Source organism: Sinorhizobium sp. P24N7, from assembly GCF_042436655.1.
In the GTDB taxonomy this organism is placed as follows: Bacteria; Pseudomonadota; Alphaproteobacteria; order Rhizobiales; family Rhizobiaceae; genus Sinorhizobium; species Sinorhizobium meliloti_A.
Genome location: NZ_JBHMIW010000006.1, coordinates 170,005 through 188,054, shown reverse-complemented (window position 1 = coordinate 188,054; position 18,050 = coordinate 170,005). Strand labels below are relative to the sequence as shown.

General features: G+C 63.7%; 16 protein-coding genes. 5 read left to right on the top strand and 11 right to left on the bottom strand.

Annotated elements, in window-relative coordinates; translation table 11 throughout:
• The first annotated feature begins 38 nt into the window (after positions 1-38).
• Positions 39-1,532, top strand: coding sequence for a M48 family metalloprotease (locus ACFHWW_RS12275; RefSeq protein ID WP_275597131.1), 1,494 nt, complete (start codon positions 39-41; stop codon positions 1,530-1,532).
• 190 nt (positions 1,533-1,722) lie between these two features.
• On the opposite strand, the gene ACFHWW_RS12270 is transcribed toward ACFHWW_RS12275, so the two are convergent.
• The 7 genes from ACFHWW_RS12270 to ACFHWW_RS12240 form a co-directional block, all read right to left on the bottom strand.
• On the bottom strand, positions 1,723-2,589 hold the full coding sequence (locus ACFHWW_RS12270) for an RNA polymerase factor sigma-32 (RefSeq protein ID WP_379938421.1): 867 nt from the start codon (positions 2,587-2,589) through the stop codon (positions 1,723-1,725).
• Positions 2,590-3,015: 426 nt separating this feature from the next.
• Entirely contained in the window at positions 3,016-3,585 is a 570-nt protein-coding gene (locus tag ACFHWW_RS12265) for a CarD family transcriptional regulator (RefSeq protein WP_003535785.1), read from the bottom strand.
• Between the two features lie 409 nt (positions 3,586-3,994).
• On the bottom strand, positions 3,995-4,333 hold the full coding sequence (gene fdxA / locus ACFHWW_RS12260) for a ferredoxin FdxA (protein WP_003535779.1): 339 nt from the start codon (positions 4,331-4,333) through the stop codon (positions 3,995-3,997).
• 384 nt (positions 4,334-4,717) lie between these two features.
• Complete coding sequence (locus ACFHWW_RS12255; protein WP_379938417.1) at positions 4,718-5,131, bottom strand: RNA-binding S4 domain-containing protein; 414 nt, start codon at positions 5,129-5,131, stop codon at positions 4,718-4,720.
• Positions 5,132-5,140: 9 nt separating this feature from the next.
• Entirely contained in the window at positions 5,141-8,146 is a 3,006-nt protein-coding gene (locus ACFHWW_RS12250) for a helicase-related protein (protein WP_379938630.1), read from the bottom strand.
• Between the two features lie 742 nt (positions 8,147-8,888).
• A complete protein-coding gene (locus ACFHWW_RS12245) occupies positions 8,889-9,614 on the bottom strand; it encodes a beta-ketoacyl-ACP reductase (protein WP_018097420.1) in 726 nt (241 codons plus the stop codon).
• A gap of 117 nt (positions 9,615-9,731) precedes the next feature.
• Positions 9,732-10,913 (bottom strand): acetyl-CoA C-acetyltransferase, encoded by a 1,182-nt coding sequence (locus ACFHWW_RS12240; protein ID WP_018097421.1) that lies wholly within the window; start codon positions 10,911-10,913, stop codon positions 9,732-9,734.
• Positions 10,914-11,135: 222 nt separating this feature from the next.
• On the opposite strand from ACFHWW_RS12240, the gene phaR reads away from it, so the two are divergent.
• Positions 11,136-11,714, top strand: a complete 579-nt coding sequence (phaR, locus tag ACFHWW_RS12235) for a polyhydroxyalkanoate synthesis repressor PhaR (RefSeq protein WP_003535770.1) — start codon at positions 11,136-11,138, stop codon at positions 11,712-11,714.
• A gap of 177 nt (positions 11,715-11,891) precedes the next feature.
• On the opposite strand, the gene rpmF is transcribed toward phaR, so the two are convergent.
• The 3 genes from rpmF to mtgA form a co-directional block, all read right to left on the bottom strand.
• Entirely contained in the window at positions 11,892-12,077 is a 186-nt protein-coding gene (gene rpmF, locus ACFHWW_RS12230) for a 50S ribosomal protein L32 (RefSeq protein ID WP_003535764.1), read from the bottom strand.
• Positions 12,078-12,239: 162 nt separating this feature from the next.
• Positions 12,240-12,887, bottom strand: coding sequence for a glutathione S-transferase family protein (locus tag ACFHWW_RS12225; RefSeq protein WP_127711437.1), 648 nt, complete (start codon positions 12,885-12,887; stop codon positions 12,240-12,242).
• A 72-nt stretch (positions 12,888-12,959) separates the two neighbouring features.
• Positions 12,960-13,706, bottom strand: coding sequence for a monofunctional biosynthetic peptidoglycan transglycosylase (gene mtgA, locus ACFHWW_RS12220; protein ID WP_375341885.1), 747 nt, complete (start codon positions 13,704-13,706; stop codon positions 12,960-12,962).
• A gap of 191 nt (positions 13,707-13,897) precedes the next feature.
• Between mtgA and ACFHWW_RS12215 the strand changes: the two genes are divergently transcribed.
• The 3 genes from ACFHWW_RS12215 to ACFHWW_RS12205 all read left to right on the top strand — a co-directional run bounded on the left by ACFHWW_RS12215 (position 13,898) and on the right by ACFHWW_RS12205 (position 16,628).
• Entirely contained in the window at positions 13,898-14,812 is a 915-nt protein-coding gene (locus ACFHWW_RS12215) for a polyprenyl synthetase family protein (RefSeq protein ID WP_275597128.1), read from the top strand.
• Between the two features lie 4 nt (positions 14,813-14,816).
• The gene (gene hisC, locus ACFHWW_RS12210) at positions 14,817-15,872 is read left to right on the top strand and encodes a histidinol-phosphate transaminase (protein WP_275597127.1); all 1,056 of its coding nucleotides are present in this window, start codon (positions 14,817-14,819) and stop codon (positions 15,870-15,872) included.
• A 114-nt stretch (positions 15,873-15,986) separates the two neighbouring features.
• Positions 15,987-16,628, top strand: a complete 642-nt coding sequence (locus ACFHWW_RS12205) for a LysE family translocator (RefSeq protein WP_275597126.1) — start codon at positions 15,987-15,989, stop codon at positions 16,626-16,628.
• A gap of 9 nt (positions 16,629-16,637) precedes the next feature.
• Here the strand turns inward: ACFHWW_RS12205 and ispG are convergent, their stop codons facing one another.
• Entirely contained in the window at positions 16,638-17,891 is a 1,254-nt protein-coding gene (gene ispG / locus ACFHWW_RS12200) for a flavodoxin-dependent (E)-4-hydroxy-3-methylbut-2-enyl-diphosphate synthase (RefSeq protein WP_018097436.1), read from the bottom strand.
• Between the last annotated feature and the right edge of the window lie 159 nt (positions 17,892-18,050).

Below are 18,050 nucleotides of genomic sequence, written 5' to 3'. Positions count from 1 at the left end.
GGATGGGGACGGGCTGAGGCATGATAAGGCAGGCAGTCATGAATGGCTGGTTTCCGCGGCGGCATGGAGCCGTGCGCGCACGAGCGCTGGTCGCATTGGGTGCCACGACGCTGATGGCTGGCTGCCAATCCGTCATCGAGCAGACCTACGAGCCCACCGTTTCGCCATCTTCGAATCCGCAGATCGTCGAGGAAGTGCAGAAGAACGACCCGCGGGCCCAGCTCGGTGCGCGCGAGCATCCGCGCATCGTGGCGAGCTACGGCGGAGAATACCGCGACGCCAAGACCGAGCGGCTGGTCGCCCGGATCACCGGCGCCCTGACGGCGGTTTCGGAAAACCCGCAGCAATCCTACCGCATCACCATTCTCAACTCGCCGGCAATCAACGCTTTCGCGCTTCCGGGCGGCTATCTCTACGTGACGCGCGGTCTGCTGGCGCTCGCCAACGACGCCGCGGAAGTGGCCGCCGTGCTCTCGCACGAGATGGCGCATGTGACGGCCAATCACGGCATCCAGCGGCAGCAGCGCGAGGAGGCGGAGGTGATCGCCAGCCGCGTCGTCTCCGAGGTGCTCTCCTCCGATCTTGCCGGCAAGCAGGCGCTTGCCCGCGGCAAGCTGCGCCTTGCCGCCTTCTCGCGCAATCAGGAACTGCAGGCCGACGTGATCGGCGTCCGCATGCTGGGCGAGGCGGGATACGACCCCTATTCGGCGGCGCGCTTCCTCGATTCCATGGCCGCCTATAGCCGCTTCAGCGCGGTCGATCCGGAGGCGGACCAGAGCCTCGACTTCCTGTCGAGCCACCCCAACGCGCCGCAACGCGTCGATCTCGCGCGCCGGCATGCCCGTGCCTTCGGCCCCGAGGGGACGAGCGGCGATCGCGGGCGCGACTATTACCTCGCTGGCATCGACGGTATCCTCTATGGCGACAGCCCGCAGGAGGGCTATGTCCGCGGACAGACCTTCCTGCACGGCCAGCTCGGCATACGCTTCGACGTGCCCACCGGCTTCCAGATCGACAACAAGGCCGAGGCGGTGCTTGCCACCGGCCCGGGCGAGGTCGCCATTCGTTTCGACGGCATCGCCGACACGAGCCGGCGCAGCCTCACCGACTACATTGCCAGCGGGTGGGTAACGGGCCTCAAGCCCGATACGATCCGCCCTATCACCGTCAACGGCCTCGAGGCCGCAACGGCGCGCGCATCGGCCGACCGCTGGGATTTCGACGTCACGGTGATCAGGTTCGGCGAGCGCATCTACCGCTTCCTGACGGCCGTTCCGAAAGGCTCGAGCGCACTCGAGCCGACGGCAAACCAGTTGCGAACCTCCTTCCGCCGCATGACGTCCGGCGAGGTCCAGTCATTGAAGCCGCTGCGCGTCCGGGTGGTCACGGTCAGGTCCGGCGATACGATCGCGACCCTTGCGGCCCGCATGATGGGTACGGACCGCAAGCTCGACCTTTTCCGGCTGATCAATGCGATGCAGATCACATCGACGGTCAGACCCGGCGACAAGGTGAAGATCATTTCGGAGTGAGGCGGCGTAACGGCGCCGCAGCCGCGGCCTTCTCCCCGCTCGCGGGGAGAAGAGGACTCACGCCGCCGTTTCGCCTCTCAGTCGCTCAATTGAGCATTGGCGAGGCCGAGGCTCGTCCCCCGGGCCCGCCTGCGGGGGGAAGGCGCCGGCAGGCGGATGAGGGGCAAATGGCGTTTCGAAGCATCGCGCTTCAATGCATCGCCGCCGTCAGTGCGGGCGCCTTGGCGGTGAGCGCCGCACGAAGCTTTTCGAGCGCGCGCGTTTCGATCTGCCGCACCCGTTCCTTCGATATTCCAAGCGCGACGCCGAGTTCCTCCAGCGTGGCGCCATCCTCCGTCAGGCGGCGGGCGCGAATGATCTTCATTTCACGTTCGCTGAGTTCTCCGAGCGCGATCTGCAGCCATCGGCGGGCGCGCTCGCCGTCGATCAGATCGCTCACCTGTTCGTCGGGCAGAGGTGCTTCGCTCGCCAGGAAATCCAGCCGGGCGCCGGCATCCGGGTCGCCGCCGCCGATCGGCGCCTGCAGCGACGCGTCGTTTCCGGAAAGGCGCGCATCCATCGTCTGCACGTCGGCAAGGCTGACACCGAGCGCCGCGGCTATCTCCTCGTGCACCGCCTGAGAGGTCAATTGTCTGTCCCCCTGGGCGAGCCTCGCGCGCAACCGGCGCAGATTGAAAAACAGCGCCTTCTGCGCCGAACTGGTGCCGCCGCGTACGATCGACCAGTTGCGCAGCACGTAATCCTGCATCGATGCGCGGATCCACCAGGTCGCATAGGTCGAGAAACGCACCTCCCGGCTCGGCTCGAAACGCGCTGCGGCCTCCAGGAGCCCTATATGCCCCTCCTGCACGAGATCTCCCATGGGCAGCCCGAAACTGCGGAACTTCGCCGCCATCGAAATCACCAGACGCATGTGCGACATTGCAATCTTGTTGCGCGCCTCCTGATCGTTATCGTTCCGCCAGGCCTGTGCGAGCGCATGTTCCTCGTCCCGCTCGAGATAGGGCGCTTCCATGGCAATCTTGATCATACGCCTGTCTGCTGTGAGGGTCTTCATCGATTGCTCCGTAGCTGGCGGCGAGCGCCATTTCACGATTGAACTCCAAACGCCGAGCGCTCTCTTGCTGCGTTCGGCAACGGGACGGATGGCGCTGGTTGACGAAATGACAGGGCGCCCTAGATGGAAGAATACGAACCTGAGGCGTGAGGAAATCACGGGGCCAAGATCGCTCGGCAGCACAGGCGAAGACCTCTCTGCCGGGAGTGTTAAACGTGCGCGGGCGCGAAAAGTTCCGCGGGCGACAGCGATTTTTGATTGTGGATACCGCCGCTGTACGCCCCAACGATTGTAGCGCGGCTTCGCCGCGCCCCGGCTCCCGCCTTCTTGCGCAATCCAGCGCTCAGCATCAGGGAATATACGGCAACAAAAAAGCCCGGCCTTTGTGAAGGCCGGGCCTGTCTGGTTGATTGACGCAAGGAGCGCTTAAGCGGCTTCGTCCTGTGCGTCGTCTTCTTCGATAGCCTTGCCGCGCTTCGGGCCCTTGTTGAGATTGGCCTCGACGAGGCGAACGGCCTCCGTTTCCGACATCCTGTTCACGGCAGCGATTTCGCGCGCCATCCGGTCAAGCGCGGCTTCATAGAGCTGGCGCTCGGAATAGGACTGTTCCGGCTGGTTCTCGGCGCGATAGAGGTCGCGTACGACTTCCGCGATGGAAATAAGATCGCCGGAATTGATCTTGGCATCGTATTCCTGAGCGCGGCGCGACCACATGGTCCGCTTCACGCGCGCCTTGCCCTGCACGACCTTCAACGCGCGGTCGACGAAATCGGTTTCGGACAGCTTGCGCATGCCGATGCCCACGGCCTTCGCCACCGGCACCTTGAGACGCATCTTGTCCTTCTCGAAGTCGATGACAAAGAGTTCGAGCTTCATGCCCGCGACTTCCTGCTCCTCAATCGCGACGATCTGGCCAACGCCATGGGCCGGGTAAACGATCGATTCACCGGTCTTGAAGCCTTGGCGCGTTGAAGATTTCTTCTGCTGGGTGGTCATTCGTTTCAAACACTCCCTAGTGCGCACCCGGCCTTCACAGGGGCCGGGGCCGGGTCAGTCAGGCCCGGGATAGACGGGGGTACCGCCGGGTGGGTCCACCTGGTCCTCCAACGAAACGCAAACAAGCTCTTAGGGCGCAGTCACAAGCAACGGGCCGTTGCATATCTCAAAAGTGCCGCGCGGTGGAGATCGTTTGCTTTCGTGCTGGTTTTCGGGCGCGCAAAAGCACCCTCTGTGGATCAGTGCGTGAAAACTATCACAAAAAAGAGCGGAAATCAATAATTTGCTGCACGGCAACGATCAAGTCGCCGCGCTCGCAAGCGCGAAGTGCCGGCAGGATTTCCCCAGCTTTCCGGCCTCGCCATCTGTCGTCCGTCAGCATCGACGAACCGAGCGGCCGAAGCCCGTCTCAGTCGCCCTGTCCCGGTTCGGAAGAAAAATACTTCTCGTATTTTTCTTCTACCCCATCCATCTCCTTGGCCTCCGGCAGCGGGTCGCGCTTAACGGTGATGTTCGGCCACTGCGTGGAAAATTCCGCGTTCAGTTTCAACCACATATCGAGCCCCGGCTCGGTATCCGGCTTGATTGCACCCGCGGGACATTCCGGCTCGCATACGCCGCAGTCGATGCATTCATCCGGATGGATGACGAGGAAGTTCTCCCCCTCATAGAAACAATCCACCGGGCAGACTTCAACGCAGTCCGTGTACTTGCAGCGAATGCAGTTATCGGTCACGACATACGTCATGAGGTACTCCAGCCAATGCTCACATTTGATGGCAGACGGCAATCAACGGTGATACTCGATCGCCCGCGCATGCTAGGCATGTCCGGCACGCATAGCTGCCGATGCAGACCCGAATGCCATCCTCAGCATGGCTTCGTGAATCGGAATCGATCCGGTGAAACCACACATCGGTTCAAGCTGCTACACCAACCTTCGCCCCTCGAACTGGACGTTCGGCACTGTAGCGTTGCTTGTCACGTAAAGGCTTTGACTGGCCTTTGCAAGAATTATCCATGCGCGATTTGCCCCTGTGGGGGCACAGTTTTCCAGCCTCGGGACGGGCGTGCCGAAATCGGTTGCAGGCCGCCTGCGACAGTGTACGGCGCCGGGTTCAAAGTCTGAAAATCAGTCGTCTTCGGGGTCCGGCCCCGGCCGCAAGCGGTCCGTCTCGCGGCGCTCCCGCTTTGTCGGCCGCCCCGCGCCGCGGTCGCGCGTCGCCTGCTCGAAAAGCGTGGGTCTGACGGCGGGTACGGCGGGGGTCAGATCCTCGTAGAGGAGGCGCGCTTCCTCATAGGGACCGCGGCGGGACCCGGGCAGCAGCACGCGCACGACGAGATCGCGCCGCCCCAGCGACACCTCGAGCATGTCGCCGGCCCTGATCTGGGCGGACGATTGCGTCTCACGCCTGCCGTTGACGGCCACATGGCCCGCCTCGATCGCCTTCTGGGCGAGCGAACGCGATTTGATCAGCCGGGCGAAGAACAGCCACTTGTCGAGCCGCTGGCGCATTGCAGGGGCGGACGGCGGCTGTTTTTCCATGAGCTTGACCTACTTCTTCATCTGCTCCTTCAGAGCAGCGAGTTTGGCGAAAGGCGAATCCGGATCGATCGGCTTTTCCTTGCGGGGCGGGCGCCCTTCGAACTTGGAGGGAGACGACTTGTTTCGATCGTGCCGGTCGCCGCGGTCCTTTCGCTGACCGCCCGGCCTTCCTTCGGACCCCTTGCCTTCCTGCGGCTTGCCTTCCCAGGGCTTGCCCTGCGACTTGCCATGAGGAGCCTGCCTGCGGCCGCCCTCGCGGCCTTCGGTCTGGCCATGGCGCTGGCCCCCTCGGCGCTGTTCGCCCTGGCGACCGCCCTGTCGCTGATTGTCCTGACGGGTGCCCGGACGCCACAGGAGCACCGGCTTGGCTTCAACCGGGGCTTCCGGCTCAGCCGGTGCCGCTGCATCGTCGCTTGCCGGCGCCGCCGGCGTCGTTGCAGCTGCGGTATCGGCGGCGGCTTCCGTCTCTGCGGCAGGCGCATCCGCGGCCTCCGCCTCAACGCCCGCATCCGCTACGCTCGCACCGGCCTCTTCGGCAGGCGCCGTGTCCCCATTCTGGCTTGCCAGGAAAGCTGCCGCCTCTTCGGCCGGCACGGCGTCGGCGCGATAGCCGAGACCCTTGAGGATTTCCTCCATGTCATCCGGCGTCGCCCCGAGAATGGACAACATCGACGTCGTCGCGACGAAACGGCGGCCGTCATAGGCGCCTTCCGGACGCGGCGACGTCCCCGGCTTCCACTGCAGGAGCGGACGGATGAGATCGGCAAGCCGCTCGAGGATATCGATCCGCACCGCGCGCTTGCCGAGGAACCGGAAGCCCGCGAGCTTGTAGAAGGTCCGCTCGAAAGACGGATCGGTGACGACCGAGGTACGGCCGGCGGCAAGCATCGGGATGAGCTCGCCGTAACCGGGCTTGTCCAGCCCGTCATTCTTCAGTGCCCAGAGAAGCGTGATCAGCTCCGCCGGAGCCGGCTTCAGAAGCGCGGGGAGGAAGATGTGATAGGCGCCGAAGCGTACACCGTATCTGCGAATCGATGCGCGGCTCTCCTGATCGAGCGACTTTACGTCTTCGGCGACGTCGCGACGGAAGAGCACGCCGAGATTCTCGACGATCTGGAAGGCGAGACCCTTGGCGAGACCCTCCAGATCCTCGGCGCGCGAAATGTCGTCCAGAGGCTTCAGCACCGTGCTGATGTGATGGTTCACGAAACGCTCGATCCGCGCCAGGACATGTTCGCGGGCATTAGCCTGAAGCTGGTCGTCGGCAAGCAGGATGACGCGGGGACGCATGACGTGGTCGCTCGCCGTGAGCCGCGCGACCGGATCGCCGAGCCAACGGACAAGACCGTCCGACGACAGAGCAAGGTCGCCATTGCCGGCCGCATGGAGACGAGCGGCGCGCGCTTCGAATTCCAGCGCGAGCGCCTTATGGGCGGCACCCTGAACGGCCTTCGCGTCCGTTCCCTCGCTGCCCGCGGCGAGCGTGAACCGGAAACCGGCTAGCTGACCCACATGGTGTCCCTCGACGAAGACATCACCATTCACACTGATTTCTGCTTCCAGCATCGCATTCTCTCTCAGGCGCTTCATGAGCACAGATGTCCTGCGATCAACAAAGCGTTTCGTCAACCTTTCATGTAGCGCGTCGGACAATCGATCTTCGATTTCCCGCGTCTTTTCTTGCCAGTGTGTCGGATCGGCAAGCCACCCGGGCCGGTTGGATACATAGGTCCAGGTCCTGATCTGCGCAATTCGCGCCGAAAGTGTGTCGATTTCGCCGTCCGTATGATCGGCGCGCCGGACCTGTTCGGCCATGAAATCTTCGTTGACCGTGCCATGGCGAACGAGGTCCGCATAGATGGTCGAGATCAGGTCCGCATGCTGAGCCGGCGTGATGCGGCGATAATCCGGGAGCGCGCAGGCTTCCCAGAGCTTCTCGACGCGCTCGGACGCCGTGGCGACGTCGACGATCTCCGGGTAGCGGGTCAGATGCTCGAGAGCCTGCTGATCGACGGCCGGGAGCGCCCGGGCCAGGCCGGATACCGCCGGTGCGGCCTCGAGGCTCTTTTTCAGTGCCTTCAGCGAAGAAAAGTCGAGCGCCTTGGAGCGCCATTGCAGCACGCGGACCGGGTCGAACTCGTGCGATTCGATGCGATGCACCAGCTCCTCGTCGAACGGATCGACGCGTCCGGTCACGCCGAAGGTCCCGTCCCGTACGTGCCTGCCCGCGCGCCCCGCGACCTGGGCGAGCTCCGCCGGATTGAGGTTACGGTACTGGTAGCCGTCGAACTTCCTGTCCTGAGCGAAGGCGACATGGTCGACGTCGAGGTTCAGCCCCATGCCGATCGCGTCGGTCGCCACGAGGTAGTCGACGTCGCCCTCCTGATAGAGCGCCACCTGGGCATTGCGGGTTCGCGGCGAAAGCGCGCCCAGTACGACGGCCGCGCCGCCGCGCTGGCGCCGGATGAGCTCCGCGATCGCATAGACCTCGTCGGCCGAAAAGGCGACGATTGCCGAGCGGTTCGGCAGGCGGGTGATTTTCTTGGAGCCGGCATAGAGAAGCTGCGACATGCGCGGCCGCTCGACGACGGTGATGCCGGGCAGCAGATATTCGAGGATCGGCCGCATCGTCGCGGCGCCGAGCAGCAGCGTCTCGCCGCGGCCGCGCAGGTGCAGTATCCGGTCTGTGAAGATATGGCCGCGTTCGAGATCGCCCGCGAGCTGAACCTCATCGATCGCCACGAAGGAGGCCGTGGTCTCGCGCGGCATCGCTTCCACCGTGCAGACCGAAAAGCGGGCGCGATGCGGGGCGATCTTTTCCTCGCCCGTGATCAGCGCGACATTGTGGTGGCCGACCTTCTCCACGAGACGCGTATAGACCTCGCGTGCGAGCAATCTCAGCGGCAGCCCTATGACGCCGCTGTCATGCGCGATCATGCGCTCGATCGCATAATGGGTCTTGCCGGTATTGGTGGGTCCGAGCACCGCGGTCACGCCGCGGCCGCTCAGGATCATGGATTGAAAAGACAAGGTCTCGATCCCGGACAGTCTCTACAGCACCGCGCTTCCTTGGTCGCGCAAAGCTCGCTGCAGTGCTGATTTGGCGTATGTATTATCCTTAAAACGGCTCCGATTTAAGGAACACGTATGGTGAGCCGGCGCGCGTTCACGCTCCGGCGGGAAACAGATGCCTATGCGACATGCCAAACGCAAGGGTTCACGGGGAATAAATGCACCAAGCGGCCAACCATATCTTGCGGCTCCCCTTTCAACTGCAGTTCTGGATTCTGGAACAGCGACGGAACGAATCAGAGACGAATCGCTGACTCCCGCTGATTCACTTTATGTTCACGGCTATATATAGATTTCAACATCTAGTTACGCACCAGATGCTGAATCCAAGGGAGGATCACCCCTCGGAAGCTGCCGATCGGCTTCCATTGTCGTCATCGCAGCCGTTGACTACGCAAAGGATTCCGAATCCAAGAGTCTGGAAAGATTGAAAAATTTTAACGGGATTCGCCGCCGATCGGCCGAGTCCGGAAATAGGAATCGCTTCACAGGCACCCGCTCCCGCATGGGCAGAGCGGCACCGACTCGCCCGGAGGAACGTTTTCCCCTTTCGTTCGCCACAATATCTAGTGGCACCTATAGACATCGGGGGCAGGCTTCAGGATGGACACGGATGCGAGATCGAAGACCAAAACGAATCCGGCGCCCCGAAGGGCGCCGAAAAAAAAGCCGCCGGCATTACGCCTCAGGCGAAGTACTGGCCCCCATTGGCCGAAATCGTCGAGCCGGTGATGAAGCCCGCGTCGTCTGAAGCGAGAAACACGACGCAGCGTGCCACTTCCTCCGGCTCGCCCAGGCGTCCCACCGGTATCTGTGGAATGATCCGCTCGTTGAGCACCTTTTCCGGAACGGCGCGCACCATCTCGGTGCCGATATAGCCGGGGCAAATCGCGTTGACGGTGATCCCCTTCGCCGCCCCTTCCTGGGCCAGGGCCTTGGTCAGGCCGAGATCGCCGGCCTTGGCGGCGGAATAGTTCACCTGGCCCATCTGCCCCTTCTGGCCGTTGATCGACGAGATGTTGACGATGCGCCCGAAACCGCGGTCGCGCATGCCCGACCAGACCGGATGCGTCATGTTGAACACGCCGGTGAGATTGGTGCCGATCACTTCGCCCCACTGTTCCGGCGTCATCTTGTGGAACATGGCGTCACGGGTGATGCCGGCATTGTTGACGAGGATGTCGACCGGTCCGAGGTCCGCCTCGACCCTGGCGATGCCGTCGACGCAGGCCTGATAACTCGATACGTCCCATTTATAGACGGGAATGCCGCTTTCCTGCTCGAAGGCCTTGGCCCTCTCGTCATTTCCGGCATAGTTTGCGGCCACCTTGTAGCCCGCAGCCTTCAACGCCACGCAAATTGCGGCGCCAATGCCGCGGGATCCGCCCGTTACCAGTGCTACCCTGCTCATACTCGCCTCCCGCTCGGTTGATTCAAATTCGCAAAAGCACACCCCTGCAGCCCGGCGAGCCCGGGCCGCTGATCTCCATCGTCTGATCCGAAACTTGCCCGCATTGCAGGCGGCCGGTTACAGGCGTTCCACGCACATGGCGACGCCCATGCCGCCGCCGATGCACAGGGTGGCAAGCCCCTTGGAGACGCCGCGCCGCTTCATTTCGAAAAGAAGCGTGTTCAGCACGCGGGCACCGGAGGCACCGATCGGATGGCCGATGGCGATCGCTCCGCCATTGACGTTGACGATCGAAGGATCCCAGCCGAGGTCCTTGTTGACGGCGCAGGCCTGAGCCGCGAAAGCCTCGTTCGCTTCCACGAGCTCGATGTCGGCGACCGACCAGCCGGCCTTTTCGAGGGCCTTGCGCGATGCGGGGATGGGGCCGGTGCCCATGATCTGCGGGTCGACGCCTGCCGTGGCCCAGGAGACGATGCGGGCAAGCGGCTGGATGCCGCGCCGGGCCGCCTCGGCCTCGGTCATCAAGAGCGCCGCGGCGGCGCCGTCGTTGAGACCCGAAGCATTGCCCGCGGTCACGGTACCTTCCTTGTCGAAGGCCGGGCGGAGCTTTGCGATCGAATCGAGCGTGGCACCGTGGCGGATGTACTCGTCCTGATCCACGGTTACGTCGCCCTTGCGCGTCTTCACGACGAAAGGCACGATCTCGTCGGCAAAACGCCCGGCCTTCTGGGCCGCTTCCGCCTTGTTCTGGGAGGCAAGCGCGAATTCGTCCTGTTCCTCGCGCGTCAGCTGCCATTTCCGCGCAACGTTCTCGGCGGTGATGCCCATGTGGTAGCCGTAGAAGGCATCCGTCAGGCCGTCCTTGATCATCGTGTCGATCATCTTGTAGTCGCCCATCTTCACGCCGCCGCGCAGGTGCGCGCAATGCGGCGCCATGGACATCGACTCCATGCCGCCGGCAACGATGACCTTCGCGTCACCGGTTGCGATCTGCTGCATGCCGAGCGCCACGGCGCGCAGGCCCGAGCCGCAAAGCTGGTTCATGCCCCAGGCGGTCTTTTCCTGCGGGAGGCCCGCCTTCATCGCCGCTTGCCGTGCAGGATTCTGCCCCTCGCCCGCCGGCAGCACCTGGCCGAGGATCACCTCGTCCACCTCGCCCGCTTCGACGCCCGCCCGCTCGAGCACCGCCTTGATGGCGGCCGCGCCCAGTTCGTGCGCGGGAGTGTTGCCGAAGGCGCCATTGAAGGAGCCGACGGCCGTGCGGGCCGCGCTGGCGATGACGATCGAGGGATTGCTCATGGGACGTTCCTCATATTTGCTTTGCCTGATGGAGGCAGACTGGCAAAGGGAGGAGCGCGAGTCAAACGGCTAGTTGCACTGCCGCAAAAGCTTCACGGTGGCTTGTCGGCGCTTGTTCGCAGCTGCGTCGCCGCATTGCACAAAGAGATTGTCAGTGGCGCTCTTTTGCGGATACTCTGAAAAATACAATAAAGACGGGACCATGGGTAAGAGGAGACCCTGATGGGGAAAAACGAAGGCCAGATCGTCATCAAGAAATATGCGAACCGGCGCCTCTACAATACCGGTACGAGCACTTACGTGACCCTCGACGACCTGGCTGTCATGGTGAAGAGGGGCGAGGACTTCATCGTGCAGGATGCCAAGTCCGGCGAAGACATAACCCATTCCGTGCTGACGCAGATCATCTTCGAGCAGGAGTCGAAGACCGGCAACACGCTTCTGCCGATTTCCTTTCTCCGCCAGTTGATCTCCTTTTATGGCGACCAGATGCAGATGGTCGTACCGAGCTATCTCGAGCACTCGATGCAGGCCTTCACCGAACAGCAGGCGCAGATGCGCGAGCAGATCACCAAGGCCTTCGGCGACACGCCGATCGGCAAGAACCTGAAGGTGCCGCTGCAGCTCGTCGAGGAACAGGTCCGGCGCAACACCGAAATGTTCCATCAGGCCATGCAGATGTTTTCGCCCTTCATGGCCGCCCCGCCGGCCAAGGAAACCAGGAAGGCCGAGGCGAAGGACATCGACGAACTGAAGGAACAGCTTCGCGCCCTTCAGACGAAACTGGACAATCTGGGCTGAACTTCAGCGATGCTTCTCCGTGATGGCAGGGGCTCCAGCCCCTCACCCCGCTTGCAGGGAGAAGGTGGGCGGCAGGCCGGATGAGAGGCGCGCTCGTCCAAGCCATCAGACATTCGCACCAAAAGAAAAAGGGCCGGCAATGCCGACCCTTCGAACTTCATCCGCAGGCGGAAACGCTTATGCGTTTTCCTTCGGCGTCAGAACCTGGCGGCCGCGATACATGCCGGTCTTCAGGTCGATATGATGCGGGCGGCGCAGTTCGCCGGAGTTCTTGTCTTCGATGTAGGTCGGAGCCTTGAGGGCGTCAGCGGAACGGCGCATGCCACGCTTGGACGGGCTCGTTTTTCTTTTCGGTACAGCCATTTCATTCTCCACTTATCGGGCAAAACACTGTTCAGCAGCCGAAAATGGCCGGGTCAAACAGATGTCGATCTCGGAATTTCGCGCGCTTATACATGTCGAACCGCACTTTGACCAGTCCCCGCGCGCAAATTTTCGACTCCCTTCGGGAAGCCTCGATCCGCTTCAGGCCTCGTCCTCCGGCACGATCCAGGGTTCGGCTCTTGCGGCCTCCTCCCACCTGCGGAAGGCCGGATGCGCCTTGACGGCATCCATATAGGCGAGCGTCGCCGGGTCCGTCACGAGCTCATAGGTCTCGAAACGGTTGACGACCGGAGCGAACATCGCGTCGGCCGCGGTGAACCGGCCGAAAAGGAACGGACCCCCTGATCGCTCGACCGACTCCCGCCAGATCGTCTCGATCCGCGCCACATCCTCGCTGACGCCATCCGGCAGAGCGATCGACTTTCTCGGCCGGCGGATATTCATCGGGCAGGCGCCGCGCAGCGCCCGGAAGCCGGAGAGCATCTCCATCGAGTAGCTGCGCGCACGGGCACGATCCGCGCGCTCCTCCGGCCAGAGACCTGCATCCGGGAAAAGCTCCGCCGCGTATTCGATGATCGCGAGCGACTCCCAAACGCGGTTTTCGCCATGGTGGAGCACCGGAACGCGCCCTGTCGGCGAGATTTCGCGGAACCGCGGATTGCCGGCCGCGAAATCGAAAGGAATAACGACATCCTCGAACGGAATGCCGCAAGCCGTGAGCGCGAGCCAGGGGCGCATCGACCAGGACGAATAGTTCTTGTTGCCGACATAGAGGACGAGCTTGGTCATGATCTGTCTCCGCTGAAACCGAGGGCAGACTTGCCACATCGGCACCGGACAAACCAATGAATTGGTTTCATCTTAATCATAAAGGCAGGTGATGTAACCGCCGGAGCGGCTGGCACGGCGCTCGATCACGCCGGCGAGGCGCCTGAGACCGCGCCCGGGCTTTCCCGCATTGCGGTCGATCGGGTTGGGCAGCGAAACGGCGAGGAGAGCGGCCTGCCGGCGCGAAAGCTTCGCCGCCGAAACGCCGAAATGATGACGGGCGGCGGCCTCGATCCCGTAGATGCCCTCGCCCCATTCGGCGACGTTCAGGTAGATCTCCATCAGGCGCCGCTTGCTCCAGGCGAAATCGGCTGCGATCGCCAGCGGCAGTTCCATCGCCTTGCGCACGAAGGAGCGGCCGTTCCAGAGGAACAGGTTCTTGACCGTCTGCATCGGGATCGTGCTGGCGCCACGCGTCTGTTCGCCGTCGAGCGCGTCCTCGACGACGCCACGCATCTGCGCCCAATCGATGCCGGCATGAGCGCAGAACTGCCCGTCCTCCGACATCATCACCGACTGAACGAGCACCGGCGCGATGTCGTCGAATTCCACCCACTGCCGGTCGTAGCCCCGCAGCAGCACGAGGTCGCGCAGCATCAGTGTCGAGACCGGGTGAATGAACTCCAGGAGATAGAGGACGATCAAGGCATAAGGCAGGATGAGAACGGAGAGGACGACGAGAACGAGCCGACGCCACCGCGAGCGCCACGTCCTGCGCGTGGCTGCCCGGCGACCGGCGGGCAACTCCGCCTCCTCGCGTTCTTCCGAAACGATCTCCACGCCCCGTCCGTCCACCTCTTTTCCGCCCGCCTCTTGTCCCATTCACCCTCTCATATGCGATGGCGAGCGAAAGTTGAACGGCCTTTCTCGCAAAAGGCAAGGCTCTGCAGCGCCGTCGTCCCCGGACCGGCCCTGTGCGCGCGACGCAAAACCCCGTTGAAAGCCGCTCCGCCGCATGTCAAAGAGCCTCTATGACAGACGAAAGATCATCCTTTCCGGCGCGCCTCAGGACCAACGCGTCCGCAGTCGAAGCGCTGCTCGAGACGTTGCTCGGCCCGGCCCCGGGCGCGGGCGAAATCGCCCGCCCGGAAAACCTGCTCGGCGCCATGCGCCATGGCGTGCTCAACGGCGGCAAGCGGCTGCGGCCTTTTCTCGTCGCCGAAAGCGCGGCACTCCTTGGCGGCGATGCGGAAGCGGCGCTCAGAACAGGCGCCGCGCTCGAATGCATCCACTGCTACTCGCTCGTCCATGACGACCTCCCGGCCATGGACGACGACGACATGCGCCGCGGAAAGCCGACGGTGCACGTCGCCTTCGACGAGGCGACGGCGATCCTCGCGGGCGACAGCCTGCTGACCTTCGCCTTCGACATCATCGCGGCGCCGGAAACGGCGCTTTCCGACCGCCAGAAGACGACGCTCGTTCTGGCGCTCGCGCGCGCGGCCGGGCATGGCGGCATGGCCGGCGGTCAGGCGCTCGACCTTGCCGCCGAAAAGAGTGCTCCCGACGAAGCCGGCATCGTCCTCTTGCAGTCGATGAAGACAGGGGCCCTCATCCGCTTCGCCTGCGAGGCGGGCGCAATCATCGCCGATGCGCCGGCAGAGGACCGCCGACGCCTGCGCGCCTTCGGAGAGAAGATCGGCCTCGCCTTTCAGCTCGCCGACGACCTTCTCGACCTCACCGCCGATGCAGCAATCGTCGGCAAGGCGACCGGCAAGGATGCGGCACGGGGGAAGGGTACGCTTGTCTCCCTGCACGGCCAGCCCTGGGCCGAGCGCCGGCTCGAAAGCCTGGTGGCCGAGGCGGAAGGCCTGCTCGAACCCTACGGGCCAAGCTCGGCGATCCTTGCCGAAACCGCCCGCTTCATCGCCAATCGCAGGAACTGAGCTCATGAGCAAATTCTGGTCGCCGATCGTGGCCGCGCTGAAACCCTACGTTCCCGGTGAACAGCCGCGCATGGCCGATCTCGTCAAGCTCAACACCAATGAGAGCCCCTATGGGCCCTCGGAAAAGGCGCTGGAGGCGATCCGGGCGGCGGCGGACACGGATCTCCGCCTCTATCCGGATCCCGTCGCTCTCGGGCTGCGGGAGACGATCGCCGCGCGCCACAAGGTATCGGTGGGGGAGGTCTTCGTCGGCAACGGTTCCGACGAGGTCTTGGCACACGCTTTCGCCGCGCTGCTGAAGCACGACAGGCCGCTGCTTTTTCCGGACATCTCCTACAGCTTCTACACGACCTATGCGGGCCTTTTCGGCATCGAGGCGGTGGAGGTGCCGCTCGACGCCGCATTCCGCATCGACATCGCCGATTATCGCCGTCCCTCGGGCGCGGTCATCCTGCCGAACCCGAACGCCCCGACCGGCATCGGCCTGCCGCTTGCCGATATCGAAAGGCTGGTGGCCGAGCATCCCGATCAGCCGGTGGTGATCGACGAGGCCTATATCGATTTCGGCGGCGCATCCGCAATCGCGCTCGTTCCGAAATACGACAATCTGCTCGTGGTTCAGACCTTCTCCAAGTCACGCGCCCTGGCCGGCCTGCGCGTCGGCTTCGCGATCGGCCAGCGCCCGCTGGTCGAGGCGCTGGAGCGCGTCAAGGACAGCTTCAACTCCTATCCGCTCGGACGCACCGCCCAGGCGGGTGCAACGGCCGCGATGAAGGACGAGGCATGGTTCGAGGCTACCCGCGGCAAGATCATCGCCTCGCGGGCGAAGCTGACGCGCCAACTCGAAAAGCGCGGCTTCGAGGTCCTGCCGTCGCAGGCAAACTTCGTCTTCGCCCGCCACCCCCGACATGCGGGCCAGACGCTGGCGGCGAAACTGCGCGAAAGGGCTGTGATCGTCCGCCATTTCGCCAAGCCCCGAATTGCGGATTTCCTGCGCATCACCATCGGCACCGACGCGGAATGCGCCAAGCTGGTCGCGGCACTCGACGAGGTTCTGTGAGGCGGCACAGAATCGGGTGCTGCAGCAAAATGCTGCAGGTGGTTACGGCCAGCCTCCCATTGGCATCAACGGAGGCCTCGGCTACTGTCCCCGCAAGGACAATCGGACGCCGTCATGCTGGACCTTACGCCCTATCTGCCGCAGCTCCTCGTCGCCTGGACGGCCTATGTCATCGCCGTTGCCTCGCCGGGGCCCGCGGTTCTGGCGATCATCGCAACCTCGATCAGCCGGGGGAGACGCGCAGGCCTCGCGCTCGCCTTCGGCGTGCTGAGCGGCAGCTACACCTGGGCGATGCTGACGGCTTCCGGCCTATCGGCCCTGATCCGGACCTATGGCCAGGCGATCATCGTCCTGAAGATCGCCGGCGCCTGCTACCTGTTCTGGCTTGCCTATAATGCGTTGAGAGCGGCGATGCGGGGCGACGCCCGACCGTCCGCCCTTCGTGTGCCCCCGACTTCCTCGCTGAAGAAGCTTTACCTCAAAGGCCTCGGGATCCACCTGACGAATCCGAAGGCGATCTTCGCCTGGATGATGCTGGTTTCGCTCGGAATGCCGGAGGGAGCGCCGGTCGGCGTCACCGCCGCCTTCATCGTCGGCTGCATGCTGATCGGTCTCGTGACCTTCTGCGGCTTCGCGATCGTCTTCTCGCTCGCGCCGGTCCATCGGGCCTATCTGAAATCGCGGCGGATCATCGAGAGCCTGATGGCCGGCTTCTTCGCCTTTGCCGGCTTCAAGCTTTTGACGGCGCGGCTTTGATCCTCGATACTACTCCGCGGCCGCCTGGCCGTGGCCGAAGCGTTTCTCGATATAATCGGCGACGAGAAGCTGAAAGTCCTCGGCGATCTTCGGTCCGCGCAGCGTCAGCGCCTTCTGCCCGTCGATGAAGACGGGTGCGGCCGGCATTTCGCCGGTTCCAGGAAGCGAGATACCGATATCGGCATGCTTGCTCTCGCCGGGGCCGTTGACGATGCAGCCCATCACGGCGACCTTCAGCGCCTCGACGCCCGGATATTTCTCACGCCAGACCGGCATGCTCGCACGGATATCCTCCTGGATCTTCTGGGCCAGTTCCTGGAACACGGTCGAGGTGGTGCGGCCGCAGCCCGGACAGGCCGCGACCACCGGAATGAACTGACGGAAGCCCATCACCTGCAGAAGCTCCTGCGCCACCTGCACCTCGCGCGTGCGGTCGCCGCCGGGTTCGGGCGTCAGGGAAATGCGGATGGTGTCGCCGATGCCCTGCTGCATCAGAATCCCGAGCGAGGCGGAAGAGGCGACGATGCCCTTGGTGCCCATGCCCGCCTCGGTGAGGCCGAGATGAAGCGCATGGTCGGAACGGGCGGCGAGCATCGCATAGACGGCGATCAGGTCCTGCACGCCCGAGACCTTGGCGGACAGGATGATGCGGTTGCGCGGCAGGCCCAGCTCCTCTGCAAGTTCCGCCGAGAGAAGCGCCGATTGCACGATCGTCTCGCGCATCACCTGCTGTGCCGTCAAAGGGGAGCCATTCGCCTGGTTCGCGTCCATCAGGCGCGTCAGCAGTTCCTGATCGAGCGAGCCCCAGTTCACCCCGATGCGCACCGGTTTGTCGTAGCGGATCGCCATCTCGATGATTTCGGCGAACTGCTTGTCCTTCTTGTCCTTGAAACCGACATTGCCGGGATTGATGCGGTATTTGGCAAGCGCCTCGGCACAGGCCGGATGATCGGCGAGCAGCTTGTGCCCGATATAATGAAAATCGCCGACGAGCGGCACGTCCATGCCGAGGCGCAGGAGCCGCTCGCGGATCTTCGGCACGGCCGCGGCGCTCTCGTCGCGGTCGACCGTGATGCGCACCAGCTCCGAACCTGCCTTGTGGAGTGCGGCCACCTGCGCAACCGTCGCATCGATATCGGCCGTATCGGTGTTCGTCATCGACTGGACGACGACCGGAGCACCACCGCCGACGATCACGCCGCCGACATCGACGGCGACCGAGGCGCGGCGCGGCTGTGGCTCGAAATCGAAGGCAGAAGACATGAAGGCCTCTTCTTGGGTCCGTTGCTGCAGAGCGGAACGCGCACGGACCGCCCGATACTTTCACTTTTCAGGTGGCGAAGGAACGCCCGCTTGTCAACGGCAACATCACGCGCTGACGGCGAATTGATGGCAGCGGCTACGCGAGCAGTCGCTTGCGCC